The organism is Actinoplanes sp. NPDC026670, assembly GCF_040638175.1.
Lineage (GTDB): Bacteria > Actinomycetota > Actinomycetes > Mycobacteriales > Micromonosporaceae > Actinoplanes.
Genome location: NZ_JBEZXU010000017.1, coordinates 171224 through 187902, shown reverse-complemented (window position 1 = coordinate 187902; position 16679 = coordinate 171224). Strand labels below are relative to the sequence as shown.

General features: G+C 69.1%; 20 protein-coding genes. 6 read left to right on the top strand and 14 right to left on the bottom strand.

Features of this window, described 5'->3' with window-relative positions; translation table 11 throughout:
- The 14 genes from AB0E94_RS19095 to AB0E94_RS19030 form a co-directional block, all read right to left on the bottom strand.
- The coding region (locus AB0E94_RS19095) for a hypothetical protein (RefSeq protein ID WP_360327770.1) at window positions 1–503 on the bottom strand (503 nt) is incomplete at its 3' end.
- A 38-nt stretch (window positions 504–541) separates the two neighbouring features.
- Window positions 542–1525, bottom strand: coding sequence for a transglycosylase SLT domain-containing protein (locus AB0E94_RS19090; RefSeq protein WP_360327767.1), 984 nt, complete (start codon window positions 1523–1525; stop codon window positions 542–544).
- Window positions 1522–1980, bottom strand: coding sequence for a cell envelope biogenesis protein TolA (locus AB0E94_RS19085; RefSeq protein WP_360327764.1), 459 nt, complete (start codon window positions 1978–1980; stop codon window positions 1522–1524). Before AB0E94_RS19085 ends, AB0E94_RS19090 begins: the two co-directional genes overlap by 4 nt.
- Window positions 1981–2324: 344 nt before the next feature.
- Window positions 2325–3632, bottom strand: a complete 1308-nt coding sequence (locus AB0E94_RS19080; protein ID WP_360327761.1) for a FliI/YscN family ATPase — start codon at window positions 3630–3632, stop codon at window positions 2325–2327.
- The gene (locus tag AB0E94_RS19075; RefSeq protein WP_360327758.1) at window positions 3629–4297 is read right to left on the bottom strand and encodes a FliH/SctL family protein; all 669 of its coding nucleotides are present in this window, start codon (window positions 4295–4297) and stop codon (window positions 3629–3631) included. The genes AB0E94_RS19080 and AB0E94_RS19075 overlap by 4 nt, the downstream gene beginning before the upstream one ends.
- On the bottom strand, window positions 4281–5306 hold the full coding sequence (fliG, locus tag AB0E94_RS19070; RefSeq protein WP_360327756.1) for a flagellar motor switch protein FliG: 1026 nt from the start codon (window positions 5304–5306) through the stop codon (window positions 4281–4283). The genes AB0E94_RS19075 and fliG overlap by 17 nt, the downstream gene beginning before the upstream one ends.
- Before the next feature lie 16 nt (window positions 5307–5322).
- Complete coding sequence (gene fliF, locus AB0E94_RS19065) at window positions 5323–6933, bottom strand: flagellar basal-body MS-ring/collar protein FliF (protein ID WP_360327753.1); 1611 nt, start codon at window positions 6931–6933, stop codon at window positions 5323–5325.
- 1 nt (window position 6934) lies between these two features.
- Window positions 6935–7300: a flagellar hook-basal body complex protein FliE gene (gene fliE, locus AB0E94_RS19060; RefSeq protein WP_360327751.1), complete on the bottom strand. Its 366-nt coding sequence runs from the start codon at window positions 7298–7300 to the stop codon at window positions 6935–6937.
- Window positions 7297–7689: a flagellar basal body rod C-terminal domain-containing protein gene (locus AB0E94_RS19055; RefSeq protein WP_360327748.1), complete on the bottom strand. Its 393-nt coding sequence runs from the start codon at window positions 7687–7689 to the stop codon at window positions 7297–7299. The genes fliE and AB0E94_RS19055 overlap by 4 nt, the downstream gene beginning before the upstream one ends.
- A gap of 2 nt (window positions 7690–7691) precedes the next feature.
- Window positions 7692–8039 (bottom strand): flagellar basal body protein, encoded by a 348-nt coding sequence (locus tag AB0E94_RS19050; protein WP_360327745.1) that lies wholly within the window; start codon window positions 8037–8039, stop codon window positions 7692–7694.
- A gap of 179 nt (window positions 8040–8218) precedes the next feature.
- Window positions 8219–8557 (bottom strand): hypothetical protein, encoded by a 339-nt coding sequence (locus AB0E94_RS19045; protein ID WP_360327742.1) that lies wholly within the window; start codon window positions 8555–8557, stop codon window positions 8219–8221.
- Window positions 8554–8928, bottom strand: coding sequence for a flagellar export chaperone FliS (fliS, locus tag AB0E94_RS19040; RefSeq protein ID WP_360327740.1), 375 nt, complete (start codon window positions 8926–8928; stop codon window positions 8554–8556). The genes AB0E94_RS19045 and fliS overlap by 4 nt, the downstream gene beginning before the upstream one ends.
- A gap of 50 nt (window positions 8929–8978) precedes the next feature.
- Window positions 8979–10415, bottom strand: coding sequence for a flagellar filament capping protein FliD (gene fliD, locus AB0E94_RS19035; RefSeq protein ID WP_360327737.1), 1437 nt, complete (start codon window positions 10413–10415; stop codon window positions 8979–8981).
- Window positions 10416–10552: 137 nt separating this feature from the next.
- The gene (locus tag AB0E94_RS19030) at window positions 10553–11767 is read right to left on the bottom strand and encodes a flagellin (protein ID WP_360327735.1); all 1215 of its coding nucleotides are present in this window, start codon (window positions 11765–11767) and stop codon (window positions 10553–10555) included.
- 247 nt (window positions 11768–12014) lie between these two features.
- Here AB0E94_RS19030 and AB0E94_RS19025 point away from each other — a divergent pair, with 247 nt between their 5' ends.
- The 6 genes from AB0E94_RS19025 (at window position 12015) to AB0E94_RS19000 (ending at window position 16627) form a co-directional block, all read left to right on the top strand.
- Window positions 12015–12500: a flagellar protein FlgN gene (locus AB0E94_RS19025; RefSeq protein WP_360327732.1), complete on the top strand. Its 486-nt coding sequence runs from the start codon at window positions 12015–12017 to the stop codon at window positions 12498–12500.
- A complete protein-coding gene (flgK, locus tag AB0E94_RS19020) occupies window positions 12500–13948 on the top strand; it encodes a flagellar hook-associated protein FlgK (protein ID WP_360327730.1) in 1449 nt (482 codons plus the stop codon). The genes AB0E94_RS19025 and flgK overlap by 1 nt, the downstream gene beginning before the upstream one ends.
- Before the next feature lie 21 nt (window positions 13949–13969).
- Window positions 13970–14932 carry a flagellin gene (locus AB0E94_RS19015; RefSeq protein WP_360327727.1) on the top strand — a complete coding sequence of 321 codons (963 nt, stop codon included), beginning with the start codon at window positions 13970–13972 and terminating at the stop codon, window positions 14930–14932.
- Window positions 14933–14973: 41 nt separating this feature from the next.
- A complete protein-coding gene (locus tag AB0E94_RS19010; protein WP_360327724.1) occupies window positions 14974–15372 on the top strand; it encodes a flagellar assembly protein FliW in 399 nt (132 codons plus the stop codon).
- 94 nt (window positions 15373–15466) lie between these two features.
- Window positions 15467–15712, top strand: a complete 246-nt coding sequence (gene csrA, locus AB0E94_RS19005) for a carbon storage regulator CsrA (RefSeq protein ID WP_360327722.1) — start codon at window positions 15467–15469, stop codon at window positions 15710–15712.
- Window positions 15713–15877: 165 nt separating this feature from the next.
- Window positions 15878–16627, top strand: coding sequence for a hydrolase (locus tag AB0E94_RS19000; protein WP_360327720.1), 750 nt, complete (start codon window positions 15878–15880; stop codon window positions 16625–16627).
- Window positions 16628–16679: the final 52 nt, after the last annotated feature.

Genomic DNA, 16679 nt, shown 5'->3' with positions numbered 1-16679 from the left:
CGCCCGGCGGCGGTCCGCCCGGCAACCGTCCGCGCCGCCGCCCGCTGTACCGCCTCACGCCCGTCGGCCGCCCGCGCGGTCGCCGCCCGCTGCGCCGCCTCACGCCCGTCGGCCGCCCGTGCGGTCGCCTGATCGGCGGCCCGCTCGGCCGCCCCATGCGAGGTCGACCCATGCGAGGTCGTGCCGTGCGAGGTCGTGCCGTGCGAGGTCGTGCCGTGCGAAGTCGCACCGTGCGAAGTCGCCGTCCGCGCGGCGGCCGCCCGGGACATCGCGGCGCGGTCGGCCGCGAAACGGGCCGCCGCCTGGGACGCGTCGGTGGGGGAGTCGCGTTTGCCGGGTGGCCGGTCGGCTGCTCGTTCGTCCTCTTCGCCGGGACGGCCCATCTCGGCCGAGAGCGCCGACCCGAACTCCGGTCCGCCCTCCTCACGCCGCCCGCCCGCTCGTCTGGTCCCGTCGGCGCCCGGCCGGCGGTCGGGACCGGTCACTGAACTCGGCATGGTCATCCGTCTCCCCTTGCTAGTGGGTGTCTGATCCGGGCTCGTCAGCCGCCGAGCGCGGCGAGGGCCTTCTGCACCTTCGGGACGTAGGCCTGGGTCTCGGCGAACGGGGGAATGCCGTCGTACTTGTGCACGGCCCCGCCACCGGCGTTGTAGGCGGCCAGCGCCAGCGGCACCGACTTGAACTCGCGCAGGTGCTGGGCGAGCAGCTTGGCCGCGCCGTTCACGGCCTGGGCCGGGTCGAACGCGTCGTCGACCCCGAGGCCGCGGGCGGTCGCCGGCATCAGCTGCATCATGCCCTGAGCGCCGGCCTTGCTGACGGCCTTCGGGTTGTAGCCGGACTCGACCTTGGCGACCGCGGCGAGCAGCTTCGGCGAGACCCCGTGCTTGGCGCCGGCCTGCTCGAACAGCGTCGCGTAGGGCACACCGCCGAGCCCGCCGTCGGTGGACGCGGCCCGCAGACCGGCCGGGCGCAGCGATGACATGTCCTGCACGGCGGCGGCCGGGACGGTGTCGAGGACCCGGCGGATGGCGCTGGGGGTCTCGTACACACTCTGGATCTTGACGTGGTCGCCGGGCTTCGGGGCCGCGATCATCTTGTTGTCACCCAGGTAGATCGCCACGTGGTCGACTGGCGAGTTGAACGCCAGGATGTCGCCCGGCTTGGCGTCGGCCATGCTCGCCACCGGGCGGCCGGCCTTGGCCTGCTGCCAGGAGTTGCGTGGCAGCTCCACGCCGAGGTCGCGGTAGGCCCGCTGGACCAGGGCCGAGCAGTCCAGCCCCTTGGCCGGGTTGTCGCCGCCGAAGACGTACGGCGTACCCAGGTACTTCTTGGCCGCCTCGACGACGTCGCCGCCGGTCGGGCCGGAGGTGGCGAGCGCGCCGCCGGTCGAGCCGGTGGCGCCGGCGAGGGCCGAGGCGAACTTGGCGCCGGACGCGCCGCCGACGGCCTGGGGCGCCGGGTTCAGGCCCAGCTGGTCCTGCAACTCGGCGACGCGGTTGATGACTCCGGTGACACCCAGCATCATGCTTCGCTCCGGTTCGGGTCGTTGACGGTTCCGGCGGCGTTCCGCGCCTTGGCGGTCACCGCGAGCTCGTCGAGGGCGGCCTGATCGGTTCGTAGGTCGTGGGCCTTGACGGTGGCGGCGTGGCGTTCGGACATCAGCTCCACCGCCCGGCGACGCTTGGCGGCGTCCGCGAGGGCGGCCAGCTTCTCCTGTTCGATCTGCTCGGCGCTGGTCACCATCCGCTGGGCGTCGAACAGGCCGGCGGCCAGTGACTGCCGGGCGACGAGGGCGGCCACCATGGCCCGGGCGGAGCCCTCGCTCGGCGCCTCCGAGCCGACGAGGTCCAACTTGCGACGCTTGGCCAGGGCCTCGGCTTCACGGATCTCGGCGCGGGACTGGACGACGGCGCCACGGGCGGCGTCCTCCTGGGCCTTGCGAGCGCGCAGCACGGGCGCCAGTCGGAACAGGCGGTTCAACGTTGGCCTCCTAGCGGGGCCGGTGGGCCCTCACATAGCCGCTTCGGTCCGCCCGCCGATCCGCTGAGCCCCTGCACCGACTTCGCTACTGACCTGCATTCACCGCATCCCTCAAGGCAGTCGTTCGATGCCTTTCGGCGCCACCTGCGGCCTTCGCCCGCGAACGCGGTTGCTGGGCACGATGCGCGGCGGGTCACGGTTCGCGTTGCGTAGAGAACAACCCTCATCTCGTACGCCCGAAAAGTCCGACAACCGCAAACCGGACCGCCCCGCCGGCGCCGCGCGAGGTTTTCGAAGGTCGAGGCCGAAACGCGACCGCCGGGCTGATCCGGTGGATCTCCGGGTCAGGTGGTGGCGATCAGAGCACGCAGGGCGGCCCAGGCGGACTCGGCCGTGGTGCGGTCGTCGAGGTCCTGCCGGAGGAAGTCGCTGATCTGCGCCCACGCCGCGTTGGCCCGGTCGGCGTCGGGGTTGGTGCCGGGCACGTAGGCGCCGATCTCGACGAGCTCACGGACCTCGCGGTGCGCGGCCATCAGACGGCGCAGCTCGGTGGCGTCGGCCCGCTGCTGCTGGTCGGTGATCTTGTTGGCGACCCGGGAGATCGAGTCGAGGGACTGGATGGCCGGGAAGTGCCCGGCGGTGGCCAGTTTCCGGTCCAGGACGATGTGCCCGTCCAGGATCGAGCGCGCCGCGTCGGCGATCGGCTCGTTGTGGTCGTCCCCCTCGACCAGCACCGTGTAGAGGCCGGTGATGCTGCCGCGGGCGCCCGGCCCGGCGCGTTCCAGCAGGGAGGCGAGCATCGCGAAGACCGACGGCGGATAACCGCGGGTGGCGGGTGGCTCGCCGACCGACAGCCCGACCTCACGCTGCGCCATCGCCGCGCGCGTCACGCTGTCCATCATGAGGAGCACGTCGGCGCCCTCGTCCCGGTAGTACTCGGCGATCCGGGTGGCCACCGCGCCGGCCCGCAGCCGGACCAGCGGCGGCGTGTCCGAGGTGGCGATCACCAGCACCGACCGGGCCAGGCCCTCCGGCCCGAGGTCGTGCTCGATGAACTCGCGCACCTCCCGGCCGCGCTCACCGACCAGGGCGACCACGTTCAGCTCGGCCGCGGTGCCCCGGGTGATCTGGCTCATCAGGGTCGACTTGCCCACCCCGGAGCCGGCGAAGATGCCGATGCGCTGGCCCTTGCCGCACGGGACGAGCGTGTCGAGCACGCGTACCCCGAGGGACATCTGCGCGCCGACCAGCTGCCGTTCCATCGCCGACGGCGGCGCCGCGTCGATCGGCACCAGGGCGCCGCGCAGCGGTGGCCCGTTGTCCATCGGCCGGCCCAGCCCGTCCAGGATGCGGCCACGCAGGTCGGGGCCGACCGCGATGCGCAGCGGCCCGCCGGTGGCGAACGCCGGAGTGCCGGCGCCGATCCCGGCGATCGGGCCGAGCGGCATGCAGGAGAGCCGCTCGCCGTCGAGGGCGGCCACCTCGGCCAGCACCTGGTTCCCGCTGACGCCGATGCGCAGCAGGTCACCGACGTTGGCCTCCAGCCCGCTGACCGTCACGCGCAGGCCGACCGCGCCGGTGACCCGCCCGCTGACCAGCGGACGGGCGGCCTCGATCGCACTCTGGATGCGGTGCTGGAAGAGGTCGGTCACAACCGCAGCGCCTCACGGGCCCGGGCCACCGCCGCCGCGACGGTGGCGTCGACAGTGGCGGTGCCGGTCTCGGCGACCGCGTCCCCGGGCTGGAGACCCGGATCCGGGCGCAGCGTGATGCGCCGGCCGGCGAAGTCGAAGTCCTCGCCGGAGCTCTCGCCGACGAGGTTGCGGTAGTCGTCCGGGTGCATGCTGACGATCACGTCGCCGTGCTCCGGTGCCGCGGTCATCGCCCGGCGCAGGGCGTCCGCGCCACGTTGCGGGTCGTCCTGGAGGTGCCGGCCGATGATCGCTTCGGCCAGCTCCCAGGCGGTGGCCAGCACGACCTCCTGCAACTCGGTGAAGGTCGGCATGAGCTGGTCCTCCAGGCCGGTCACGGCACGGCCGAGGGCGTTCACGGCGCTGGCCAGGGCGGTGGCGCGGCGCTGCTCGTACGCCTCCTCGGCGATGACCGCACGGGCCGCGGCAGCCTCGTTGGAGGCTGCGGCGTCGCGTTTGCCCTGTGCCCAGCCTTCGGCGTAGCCGGTGGTCCGGGCCTGCTGACGGGCCCGTTCCACGACCTCCTCGTCGACCGGCGTCTCATGGCGCAGGTCGATGCCGAAGCGCGCGGCGGCCACGTTCTCGGCCGCCACCCCGCGCAGCACCCGGTCAGGCGATGAGCTCATCGGCCTCGCCGCCGCGCTGGATCTCGATCTGACCGGAGTCCTCGAGGGTACGGATGACACTGACGATCTTGGCCTGGGACTCCTCGACCATCTTGACCTTGACCGGGCCGAGGAGGTCCATCTCCTCCAGCAGGTTCTCCCGGCCACGCTCGGAGAGGTTCTTGGTGACCTTGTCGCGCACCGACTCCGGCACGCCCTTGAGGGCGGTGGCCAGGTCGGCCGGTTCCACCTGGCGCAGGATCAGCTGCACCGCGCGGTCCTCGAGGTTGACGATGTCCTCGAACATGAACATCCGGCGGCGGATCTCCTCGGCCAGCTCCGGGCTGCGCGCGTCGAGAGCCTCCAGGATGAGCCGCTCGGTGGTGCGGTCGGCCCGGTTGATGATGTCGACCAGCGGCTGCAGACCGCCGACGGTGGAGAGCTCGTCCGGCTGGAGCACGCTCGACAGCTTGCGCTGGAGGGCGCTCTCCACCTGGCGGATGATGTCCGGCGAGGTGCGGTCCATGATCGCGATCCGGTGCGCGACCTCGGTCTGCACCTCCAGCGGGAGGCCGGCCAGGATCGAGGAGGCCAGCCCGGACGGGATGTGGGCCAGCACCAGCGCGATGGTCTGCGGGTGCTCGTACTGGACGTAGGAGAGCAGCTGCCGGGGGTCGGCGTGGCTCAGGAAGTTGAACGGGATGTCGTTCATCGACGCTTCGAGCCGCTCCAGGATCAGCGCCGCCCGCTCCTTGCCGAGCGACGCCTCCAGCAGCTCCCTGGCGTACTCCATGCCACCCGACCCGGCGTATCGGGTGGTAGCCATGGCGTAGAACTCGTCCATCACGTCGTCGACCTGGACGGGGTCGAGCTTGCCCAGCCGAGCCACCTCGGCCGACACCATCTCGACCTCTTTGTCGGTCATGTTCGCCATGACCGACGCCGCATGTTCCCGGCCGAACTGGACGAGCATGATCGCGGCCTTGCGCACTCCGGTCATGGAGAGCGTGGTGAGCGCCGGTGTAGTCAACTGTTGCTCCTGTGGTTCAGCGGTTGCTCTCGTCGGCGGAGATCCAGCTGCGGATCAGGGACGCCGTCTCGTCCGGCTTCTCCCGGACCAGGTCCTCGATCTCACGATGACGCTCCTCCCGCGCTTCGTCCGTCTTATCGGCGACTTCCGGAAGCTCCAGCATGTGCGCTGTGGTGACGTCGATCTCAGCCGCGCGCTGAGCCTCCAGCGCCGCCTGCATCTCCTCCAGGTGCCGCCGCTCCTCCTCGGTGAGCTGCTGCTGCCGCTTCTTGGCGCGGCGGTTGGCCCGCCAGGCCAGCAGGATCAGCATCAGCACCACGAACAACAGGGCGCCGGTCTGGATCAGCTTGGTCTGCTTGGCCGTCTGCTCGGCGGCGGCCACCGCGGCGAGCTCGTCCTTCGCCGCCTGGGCCTGGCTGGTGTCGAACGGCATCGAGGCGACCGCGATCGTGTCACCCCGGTTCGGGTCGATGCCGGCCGCGGCGCTCAGCAACTGCTGCACGTCGGCGGGCTTGATCGTGCCGGCCACCGTGCTGTCCAGCAGGACCGAGACGTTGAGCCGCTCGATGCTGCCCGGCGCGTTCCGGCGTACCTCCTCGACCTCGTTGAAGCGGCGGGTACGCGTCTCGTCCTTCTGCTGGTACTGGCCGGAGCCGACACCGTTGGGCACCTGGATGTTGTCCGGTCCCAGCACACCGCCGTTACCGGTGCCGGTGCCGGTGTAGGTCTCGCTCTTGAGGTTCTCCGACTCGGCCGGCATGGACGGGTCGGTGCTGTACTTCTTGCTGCGCGTCTCGGTGGAGTCGAAGTCCAGGATCGGGTTCGTGGTGACCACCGAGTGGCCGGGGCCGACCAGGTTGTCCAGCATCCGCTGGAGTGAGCTGTTCAGACGGTTCTGGAACGCCACGGTCTGCTGCTCGGTCCCGCCGTCGCCGCCGGTGGCGCCGATGGAGTTGCCGCCGCCGGTGGAGAGCATCCGCCCGTCCGAACCGGCGACCGTGACCTGGGTGGGGTCCAGGCCCTCGACGCTCGACGCGACCAGGTGCACGATCGACTGCACCTGCTGCTGGTTGAGCGGGTTGTTCGCCTTCGAGGCGACCAGCACCGAAGCGGTCGGCTTGGACTGGTCCTCGGTGAAGATGTCCTCCTTCGGCATCACCAGGTGGACCGTCGCCGCCTCGACGCCGTCGATCGACTTGATGGTGTTGGCCAGTTCGCCTTCCAGGGCCCGCTGGTAGTTCGCGTGCTGCATGAAGTCGCTGGTGGTGATGCCCTGCTGGTCCAGCAGTGAGTAGCCGGTGCCCTCGTCGTTGGGCAGGCCCTCACCGGAGAGCTGGAGGCGGAGCTCGTTCACCTGCTCGCCCGGCACCAGGATGGTCTGGCCGTCGTTGGCCAGTTCGTACTGGGTGCCGGATTTCTGCAACGACTCGACGATCGCGCTGGCGTCCTTGGTGGACAGATTGTTGAAGAGGATCTGATACGACGGCTTCGCCGCCCAGGTGGCGAAGAAGTAGCCGCCGACGGCGAGCGCGAGAACCGCGAAAACAGTGACAGCCTTCTGTCCCGGCGTGAAGGACTTGAAGGTGTCCGTTATGCGGCGTACCGGAGCGGGAAGGCGGTCGGTCATGTCAGGCCTGCATCCTCATGATCTCCTGGAAGGCCTCGACGGCCTTGTTCCGGATCGCCATGGTCAGCTGGAGTCCGAGGGCTGCCTCGGTGGAGGCCATCGTGTACTGCGCCGGGTCGGCCAGCCGGCCGTCGGCGACCTGTACGGCCAGGTCGGCGGCCTTGGTCTGGGAGGCCTGGACGTTCTCGATGCCCTTGGCGAGCATCCCGGCGAAGTCGGAGTTGGGACCCTGCGGCGCCTGCGGCTCGGACGACCCGAGCATGCCGCCGAGCCCGTTGAGACCGCCGAGCCCGACACCGCGCTCGCTGAGCCCGCCGATGGCGGAGAACCCTGAGATGGGGCTGATCGGTGAGGTCAAGAGGATCACTTCCCGAGGTTGATCGCGGCGGTGTACGACTCACGGGCACGGTCCACCACGGCGAGGTTCGCCTGGTAGGAGCGCTGGGCCATCATCAGCTGGGCCATCTGGTTGCCCATGTCGATGTCCGGGCGGCGGACGTAGCCCTCGGCGTCGGCGAGCGGGTTCTCCGGCTCGTACGCCAGGATTCCCTCGGCGCTGCCGAACCGGACGCCGGCGACCTCCGCGCCGTTGCCGTCCTGTGCCGAACGCGCCGCCACGTACCGGGCCTGGAAGGCGTTCTCGCTGGTCCGGGTCGTGGTGTTGATGTTCGCGAGGTTGTCCGCCACAGCGTCCAGCCACTTCCGGTAGACAGTGACACCGCTACCCGCGATCCCGATGGCGTTGAAGGTACTCATCGTCAGGCCCCCTTGATGGCTTCGCGCAGCAGGCCGTACTTGCCGTCGAGTGCTCGGATGGCGAGCTGGTAGCGCATCGTGGTGTCGATGTGCGACAGCGTCTCCTCGTCGAGGTTGACGTTGTTGCCGTTGAGCCGGGTCGGCTCCAGCGACGTCAGCACACTCGGGGACACCCCGGCCGGTGAATCGCCGCGGGCGACGGCGCTCTGCAGCGCCTCCTCGAACTTGACCTTACGTGCCCGGTAACCGGGGGTCTCGATGTTGGCGATGTTGTTGGCGATGGCCTGCTGCCGGGCGGCCAGACCGGCGACGGCGACCCGCAGCGATGCCGATGAGCGATCGTCGAACAAGGTTGCTCCTCAGTCGTTCGAGGTAGCCCGTCCTTGGCTTTTCGGTTGAGCGATCCGTGCTCGTACCCTGCACTTCGGCGTGCGCGCCGATCCGCTGAGTCCCAAGCGGTTGCCGGAAGGTTGCACACGAAAAGGTCCCGGACCCCGCGTGGGGGTCCGGGACCTTCGAGGTCGTGGCACTACATGGCGCAGTCCAGGTAGACCGGGCGTTTGACCGCCTCGCCGGTCTCGATCCGCGACGTCATCGCCAGCTGCTGACGGTTCGCGGTGAGCCGCCGGGCGATCTCCTCGGCCGCGGCCAGCTGCCGGGTCAGGATCTCGTCGGCGCGCGGCTTGAGCTCCAGCGGCAGCGCGCCGAGCTCGGTCGGTGGGCGCCACAGGTCCGACGGCGGGGTCTCGGCGATCCGGCGCTCGTCGGCCAGCATGGTCTCGACCGCGAGGACGTCCATCTCCAGGTCGTCGAGCGCCGCGGCCCAGGCGGACCGCCAGTCCACGGCGTTCGACGTCGGGGCGCTCATGTCGAGGCCGAGGCGGCGTCGCGCCACGCGTCGCGCAGCGGTTCCAGCAGCGCGCGGCAGCCGGCCACCCGGTCGGCGTCGCGCTTGATGTTCGCCCCGATCAGCTCAGTGAGGACGAAACCGTACAGACTGGCCAGACCGGGCGCTCCGTCCCAGGCCTCCAGGTCGAGGGTGACCCGGAGTTCCAGGACGATCTCCTGGGCGTGCGTGATCTTCTCGTTGGCCAGCACCCGGTCGTCGTTGCGGAACGCCTCCTCGCCGTGCATGAGGTCGAGGATCAGACGGTCGTACAGCATGATCAGCAGCCGGGCCGGTGAGGCCGTGTTGATCGAGTCCTGAAGGTAACGGTCGCGGAGGTGGGGCGCGCTCATGAGTCTCCCTCGGTCAGGGGCGGTCGGCTGGAGTCCGTGGTCGAGGGCCGTCAGCCGAGACCGGCCAGCTGTCCGGAGAGCCAGCTCGACTGGTTCTTCAGGTTGCCCAGGGAGGTCTCCAGCGCGGAGTACGTCCGCTGCAGCGACTGGCGGCGGGTGGCCAGCCGTACGTCCCAGTTGTCGATCTGGTCGTTGAGCGACTTGATCTCTTTCTTCCGGCCGGTGATGACGTCGGTGACCGTGTTCGACTGCTTGTCGGCGAGGGTGCGCAGCTGCGAGCCGAAGGCCATGCCGGCTTCCTGGATCGCGGTCGGGTCCTTGACGTACGACTCGTTGAAGGCGGCCGAGTCGAACTCGAACTGACTGCCGTCCTTGCTGAGGGTGATGCCCAGCTGCTTGAGCGAGCCGAAGTTCACCGTGGTGGTGTCCTTGGCCCCGTCGTTGTCGGCGTCGGTGCTGAGCGTCTTCGTGTACGTCAGCCCGTTGCTGATCATGCTCAGCACGCCCTGGTTCATCTGCCGGACGGTGAAGTCACCGGTCAGCGGGGAGCCCTTCTTGGTCTCCACGTCGTACTTGGTCTGCGTCGAGATCTCGGTGAGCGCCTCGTTGGCTGCGGCGACCATCGCCTTGATCTTGTCGGCGATCGCGGTCGAGTCGGCCGTCGCGTCGACGACGACGTTCTGCTCCTCCTTGGTGACCGAGATCGTCACACCGGGCATCAGCGTGCTGAACGTGTTCGTCGTGCTGCTGACCTTGTACTCGGCGTTGGTGCCGGGGTTCACGGTCAGCACCGCGTCCCGGGCGGAGGTCGTCTTCGGGTCGGCGCCGCCCTTGCCGTACCCCTCCAGGCCGCTGATCTGGAAGCCGTTCGCGGCGCCGCTCTTCATCCCGCTGAACTGCACGACACCCTCGTTGCCGGAGGTGTTCACGGTGTAGGCGCGGATGCCGAGGCTGGTGCCGTTCGCGTCGGTCGCCGAGTTGACCGCGGTGGTCAGCTTGGCCATGGTCCGGGGCTCCGGAATGGTGATCTCGACCTCGGCGCCGGCCGGGGTGAACTCGTCGACACCGTCGTTGTCGGCGTCCGGGCTCCACGTGCCCGGCTGGATCTTGATGGTCGGCGGCACGGCCTGCTCGGCGGTGGTGTCGCTGACCTCGAGGATCGAGGTCTGCGAGCGGGCCACCGAGGTGACGTCGAACTTCAGGTTGCCGGTCATGCCGGAGAGGCCACCGGTGGCGGTCGCGGTGACGCTCGTCGAGGTGGAGGTCGCCTTCAGGGAGCGCCAGGAGGCCAGCGAACCCATCGCGTCAGCGGCTGACTTGACCGCTTTGAGCTTGCTGTTGACCGACTGGTACGAGCTGATCGCGGTCTCCGCGGTCTCGACCTTGGTCTTGAGCTTCGTCTGTCCGGCCGCCTCGACCTGCATCATCTGATTGATCATCGAGGAGGTGCTGAGACCACTGACGAGGCCGTCAACGGAGCTGGTCACGGGAGCCTGCCTTTCGTACCGAGGACGGAAGCGGAGTGGGGGTAGCCGGCTGGGCGTGCCGGTCTACCCCCACTGTTCGGTCGTTCGCGGACCGGATTCAGTTGTCGTCGGTGGTAATCCGGTTGTCAGCCGGTGTGTCAGCGGAGCAGCGACAGCACGTTCTGCGAGGACTGGTTCGCCTGCGACAGCATCGAGGTGCCAGCCTGGGTGAGGATCTGGTTGCGCGTGAACGACACCATCTCCTGCGCCATGTCGGTGTCGCGGATCCGGGACTCCGAGGCGGACAGGTTCTCGACCGCCACGTTGAGGTTGTTGATGGTGTGCTCGAAGCGGTTCTGGTGAGCACCCAGCTTGGCCCGGGTGTCGGAGACCGACTTGATCGCCGCGTCGAGGGCGTCCATCGCCTTCGCCGCGCCGGACGGGACCGGGCCGCCGACGGCGCCCGGGTCGGCCGCGGTGGTCAGGTCCAGGTTGTTGAGACCGAGCGTCTTGGCGTTGACCGCGCCGATGGCGACGTCCAGGGTCTCGCCGGCGTTGGCGCCGATCTGGAACGAGCCGGGCGTCGACGTCTGCCCGGCCGCAGCGCCGGTCAGGCCCATCTCGGTGCTCTCCAGCGTGAACGACGTCGAGCCGGACGCCTTGAAGCTGATCTCGTCGCCCGCCGCGCCCTTGGCGACCTCGGCGGTGATGGAGACCTCGTCGCCGTTGTAGCCGGCCGCCTTGAGCGCGGTGGACAGCTGGTCGTTGACGGCCGCCGCGGCGTCCTGGGCGCTGGACCCGGTCGGGACCGTGATGGCCAGGTTCTGGAGGCCCGTCACGCCGCTGGTGTCGGTGCCACCGACGTTGGTCAGGCTGACGCTGATGCTGGCCGGAACGCCCGTGGTGATCGGCGCGTTGGGGTCGGTCTGGCTGACGTGCGTCTTGCCGAAGGTGCCGTCGAGCAGCTTCGACTTACCGAACGAGGTCGTCTCGGCGATCCGGTCGATCTCCGAGGAGAGCTGCTGGAACTCGCCGTTCGCGGCCTGCTTCGCCTCGTCGTCGAGAGAGGCGTTGTTGGCCTGGACCGACAGGTCACGCATGCGCTGGAGCATGCTGGTGACCTCGTTCAGCGCGCCCTCAGCGGTCTGCACGACACTGATCGCGTCCTGGGCGTTGCGAACCGCGACCTTGAGGCCGCCGGTCTGCGCGCGCAGACCCTCGGAGATCGAGAGGCCCGCCGCGTCGTCGGCCGCCCGGTTGATGCGGAAACCGCTGGAGAGCTTCTCGAGCGACTTCGACATCTGGCTGTCGGTGACCGAGAGGTTCCGGTAGGCGTTCTGCGCAGCGATGTTCTGGTTGATGCGAAGACCCATTGGGTGATTCCTCCTTGAGTGGGGTCTTGAGCCGGCCCGTCCATGAGCCGTGGTGGTGCACCACATCCCATCGGCGGGTCGCCGAGAGGCCATGAGCATTCTCTGAGATTTTTTCGGGCTTTTCGGGCGAACCGGAGAAGTACCGATCGGGAGAAAGCGCTCAGCGGCACGGCGGATGTGCCGACCTGTCCGAATGAGCGGGTCCGCCGAGGGGGTAGGCCCGACCAGCCATACGACGGAGGACCGGGTGAGCCTGACCGACCTGGCCAGTGTCCTCTGGCGCTCACGTGAGCTGCTGGAGATGCTGCTGTTCAAGCTTGAGGAGGAGCAGTTGCTCCTCGCGTCCAACCGGTCCCGATGGCTCAGCCACGCCACCCGTGAGGTGGAAGTGGTCCTGGATCAGATCCGGCAGACCGAGGTGATCCGTGCGGCGTACGCGCAGGATGTCGCCGTGGAGCTCGGCCTGTCCCCGGACGCCTCGCTCGGCGAGCTCGCCGACGCGGCCCCGGACCCCTGGTCGGAGCTCCTCCACCAGCACCGCAAGGCCTTCCTGATGCTGACGTCGGAGATCAGGGCCCTGGCCGACGTCAACCGTGACCTGCTCACCGCGGGTCAGCGCGCGGCTCGCGAAACCATGCTCGCGTTCGCCGAGACTGTGGAAACGTACGGACCGCAGGGCCAGACCGTCAGCGGCGCCGTGCGGCGCCCCACTCTGGTTGATGAGGCGATCTGATGGGCAGCACATTCAGCGGACTCAACACGGCACTCACGTCTCTCTACGCGCAGCGCCGGGGCCTGGACGTCACAGGCCAGAACATCGCGAACGCCAGCACCGAGGGCTACACCCGCCAGCGTGTGGTGATGCACGCGCAGAACGCCAACCTGGTGCCGGGCGTCTACTCCACCACGAACTCGGTCGGCAACGGCGTCACGGTCAGCTCGGTCGAGCGGCTGCGCAACTCGGCGCTCGACCAGCGCAGCTACACCGAGCACGCGAACTCCTCGTACCACAACGAACGGGCCGGGGCCTACACGCTGATCGAGGACGTCTTCGGTGAGCCCAGCGACACCGCGCTCCAGGCCCGTCTCCAGGACATGTGGGACGGCTGGAACGCGATCGCCGCCAACCCGGACAAGCAGGCGCCCAAGTCGGCGATGCTGGAACAGGCGGTCACCGTCGCGTCGTCGCTCAACGACGCCGCCACGCAGCTGGACAACCAGTACAAGTCGACGCGGGCCGGCCTCGACACCTATGTCGGCGAGGTCAACAAGGCGGCTGAGTCGATCGCCAAGCTGAACCACGAGATCGTGCTCGCCACCCAGGCCGGCCTCCAGGCCAACGAGCTCCAGGACCAGCGGGGCCAGCAGATGCTGAAGCTGTCCGAGCTGATCGGCGCGACCGCGTCCGAGCTGCCGAACGGCGCGATGAGCGTGTACGTCGGCAGTTCCCAGCTGGTCAGCGAGTTCAACACCCGGGAGATGTGGGTCGAGCCCGGCAGCGCGCAGAAGCTCCAGGACCTGCCCGACATCGAGGTGAACCTGCGCTGGAAGGACACCGATGCGGCGGTCGCGGCGGGCGGCACCATGGGCGCCCAGATGGAGCTGCTGGACAAGGACGGCACTCTGCGGGAGATCTCGCAGCGGCTGAACCTGGTCGCCTCCACGCTGGCGTCGAACGTCAACGACGCGCACAACGCCGGGTACGGAGTGGACGGAACCACCGGGCTCGACATGTTCGTGCCGTACGAGCCGACCGACACGACCATCACCGCGGCGAACATCCGCGTCAACACCGATCTTCTGAACGATGTGGACAAGGTGGCGGTGTCGTCGGGTGACCCGATGGGTGTCGGCACGGCGACCCGGGTGCTGAACGGCTCGGTGGCCGACGGTCTGTCCGAACTGGCCACTTCCCGTACCGGCGCGGACGCGACCTACCAGTCACTGATCGGTGACCTCGGGGTGGCCGCGCAGTCCTCGATCCGCCGGCGGGACATCCAGAACGCGGTGACCGACCAGGTCGACGCCGCCCGGGACGCCGAGTCCGGGGTGAACCTCGACGAGGAGATGACCAACCTCCTCACCTATCAGCGTGGGTACGAGGCGGCGTCACGCGTACTGACCACGATCGACTCGATGCTCGATCAGCTGATCAACCGCACCGGTCTGGTCGGCAGGTAACAGGTAGGGGGAACACCGTTCATGAGCAGCAGCCCGCGAGTAACCGAGAGCTCGGTCCGCACCCGGACGATGGCAAGCCTCCAGCGGAACCTGAACCGGACCCAGACCGCGCAGGACCAGATCTCCAGCGGCAAGCAACTGCACCGCCCGTCGGACTCGACGACCGGCACGGTCACCGCGCTCCAGTTGCGCGGCGAAGTCCGGGAGAACAAGAAGTACTCGGCCAATGCCGACGACGCGATGGGCCGGCTCGGCACCGTGCAGGACACCCTGCAGAGTGTGTACGACCAGGTGCAACGAGTCCGCACGCTGACCCTGGAGGGGCTGAACGCCGGCGGTGGCAGCACCCCGCAGGCGAACAAGGCCCGCGCCGACGAGATCGACCAGATCAAGGGCCTCGTCGTCCAGTTCGCGAACACGAAGTACCTGAACCGCCCGGTCTTCGGCGGCTTCACCCCGGACGCGCACGCGTACGAGACGTCGGGCTCCTATGTGGGCGAGACGGAGGGCGAGACCACCCGCGCGATCGGCCCGAACGCCAAGGTCCGCGTCGACGTGCGCGGCCCGGAGGTGTTCGGCAACGACGTCACGATGCAGTCCGACGGCGTGACGCCGGAGGTGGACGCGAACGGCGATCCGGTCCCGAACGAGTCCCAGCTGTTCCGGGTGCTCGACTCCATTTCCACCGCAATGCGGACAGGTGATGCCGCAGGCATCAAGACCAGTCTGGAGAATCTCGATAAAGCAGCGGAAACCCTGAATTCGACCCTTTCGGACGTAGGCGCCCGATACAATCGGGTTACGCAGATGAAGCAGTCCGCAGAGGATCGCTTGATGTCCGTGTCGTCGCAGCTGTCCGATATCGAGGATGTCGACCTGCCCAAGGCGATCATGGAATTGCAACTCCAGCAGACCTCGTATCAGGCAGCCTTGGCCGCCACGGCCAAGGTGATCCAGCCCTCGCTCATCGATTTCCTGAGGTGACCATGACTACTCGCACCGCATCCCGACCGATTGAGGCCACCATGACCGACCCGTCGCTCGGGTTGCCGACCATCACGATGGCGGTGCCCATGCCGGGTTTCCCGTCCCATCGGGATTTCGTCCTGGTGCGTCTCAACGACGACGGTCTGCTCTACGCGTTCACGTCGATCGACAACCCGGAACTCCGTTTCCTGGTCGCTCCGCCCGAGCCGTTCTTCCCGGAGTACGCCCCGGAGATCGAGAACTCGGTCTTCGCGGCTCTGAACACGAAGGACCCGGACCGGCTCCTGCTGCTCACGGTCATCACCGCCAGCGAGAACGAGACGACCGCGAACCTGCTCGCCCCGATCGTGGTGGACCGCGACAGCATGCGGGCCATGCAGGTCGTCCTCTCCGGCTCGGGCTACCCGGTTCGGGCGATCATGAACCGGAACTTCTGACCCTCCAGAAGCGGGCGCGGTCGCGACGAAAACGCGACCGCGCCTTTGCTGTCCGTACGAGGTGCTGTCCGTACGAGGGATGGAGGGGGCACCGATGCTGGTTCTGACGCGTCGTGCCGGGGAGAGCGTGATGATCGGCGACGACGTCGTGATCACGGTGCTCGAGGCCCGCGGTGACGTCATCCGGCTGGGCATCCAGGCCCCGCGGGATGTGCAGGTGCACCGCGAGGAGGTCTACCGGGAACTACAGGAGGCCAACCGAGCAGCCGCCTCGCCGACCGAGGACGCGGTCCAAGCGCTCGCGAAGATGTTGGAGAAGCCGGACACCACGGCGCAGTAGAGGACACGAAGTGACGCCCGTCGCCGCCGGCGACGGGCGTTCTCTCGTCTCCGGGACTGATACACGCTCCTGTCCTGCACCGGCCACTGACCCCGGAGACAACGTCGGAGCCTCACTCTCATCATCGGGCGGGAGAAACCCGCCTCTTTCAGCCGGGGAGCGAGCGTGGGCGCAGAGCGCGATTCAGTCATCGGTGGCGGTGCGGTGGGCACCGCCTGCGCACTGGACCTGGCGGTGGACGCGCATGTGCACACCGGGTTCGCGGCCGGGCGGGACGCCGTCGGTGTGGTGGTCTCGGCCGCCGACCAGGCCGGTCTGGCCGCGCTGACCTTCGCCGACCAGGCCGGGCCGGACACCACCTGGCTCTCGGCCTACGCCGATGCGGTCCGGCGCGCCCGGCACCGTACCGAGATGACGCTGCGGGTCGCGGCCGAGGTCGAGGTGGTCCGCCCGGACGGCTGGCTGGCCCTGCCGCCGGACCTGGCGCCGCTGGACGCCCTGTCGGTGGCGGTCTCCGACCTGCCGGTCGGCGACGAGCTGCTCACCCCGCGCGAGGTGCGGACCCGGCTGGACATGGGCCTGCTGACCGCCGGGCAGGTGGCCGAGCTGCTGGTGGCCGCGGCGGTCAAGGGCCTGGAGCGGGCTTCCCGGTACGTGCCGGCGCAGCTCGCCCGTCCGCTGGCGCTGCTCGGTCAGGCCGGTCTCGACGACTCGTGCGTGACGCCGGAGCTGATCGGCGAGCTGGCCTCCGCCTGCCGGACCACCGGAGCGGTGGTGGAGGTGAGCGAGGCGTGGCGCAGCCCGTCGCCGCGGGTGGTGCAGATGCTGCTGGACGCGGCGGTCCCGGTGGCCCCGGCGAGCGACGCCCGGTACGCCGCCGAGGTGGGCCGCTGGCAGTACCTGCGACGTGTCTGAAGAGAACAGCAAAACCGAACACGACGCGCACTCGTCTCCGTACTCTCTGTGA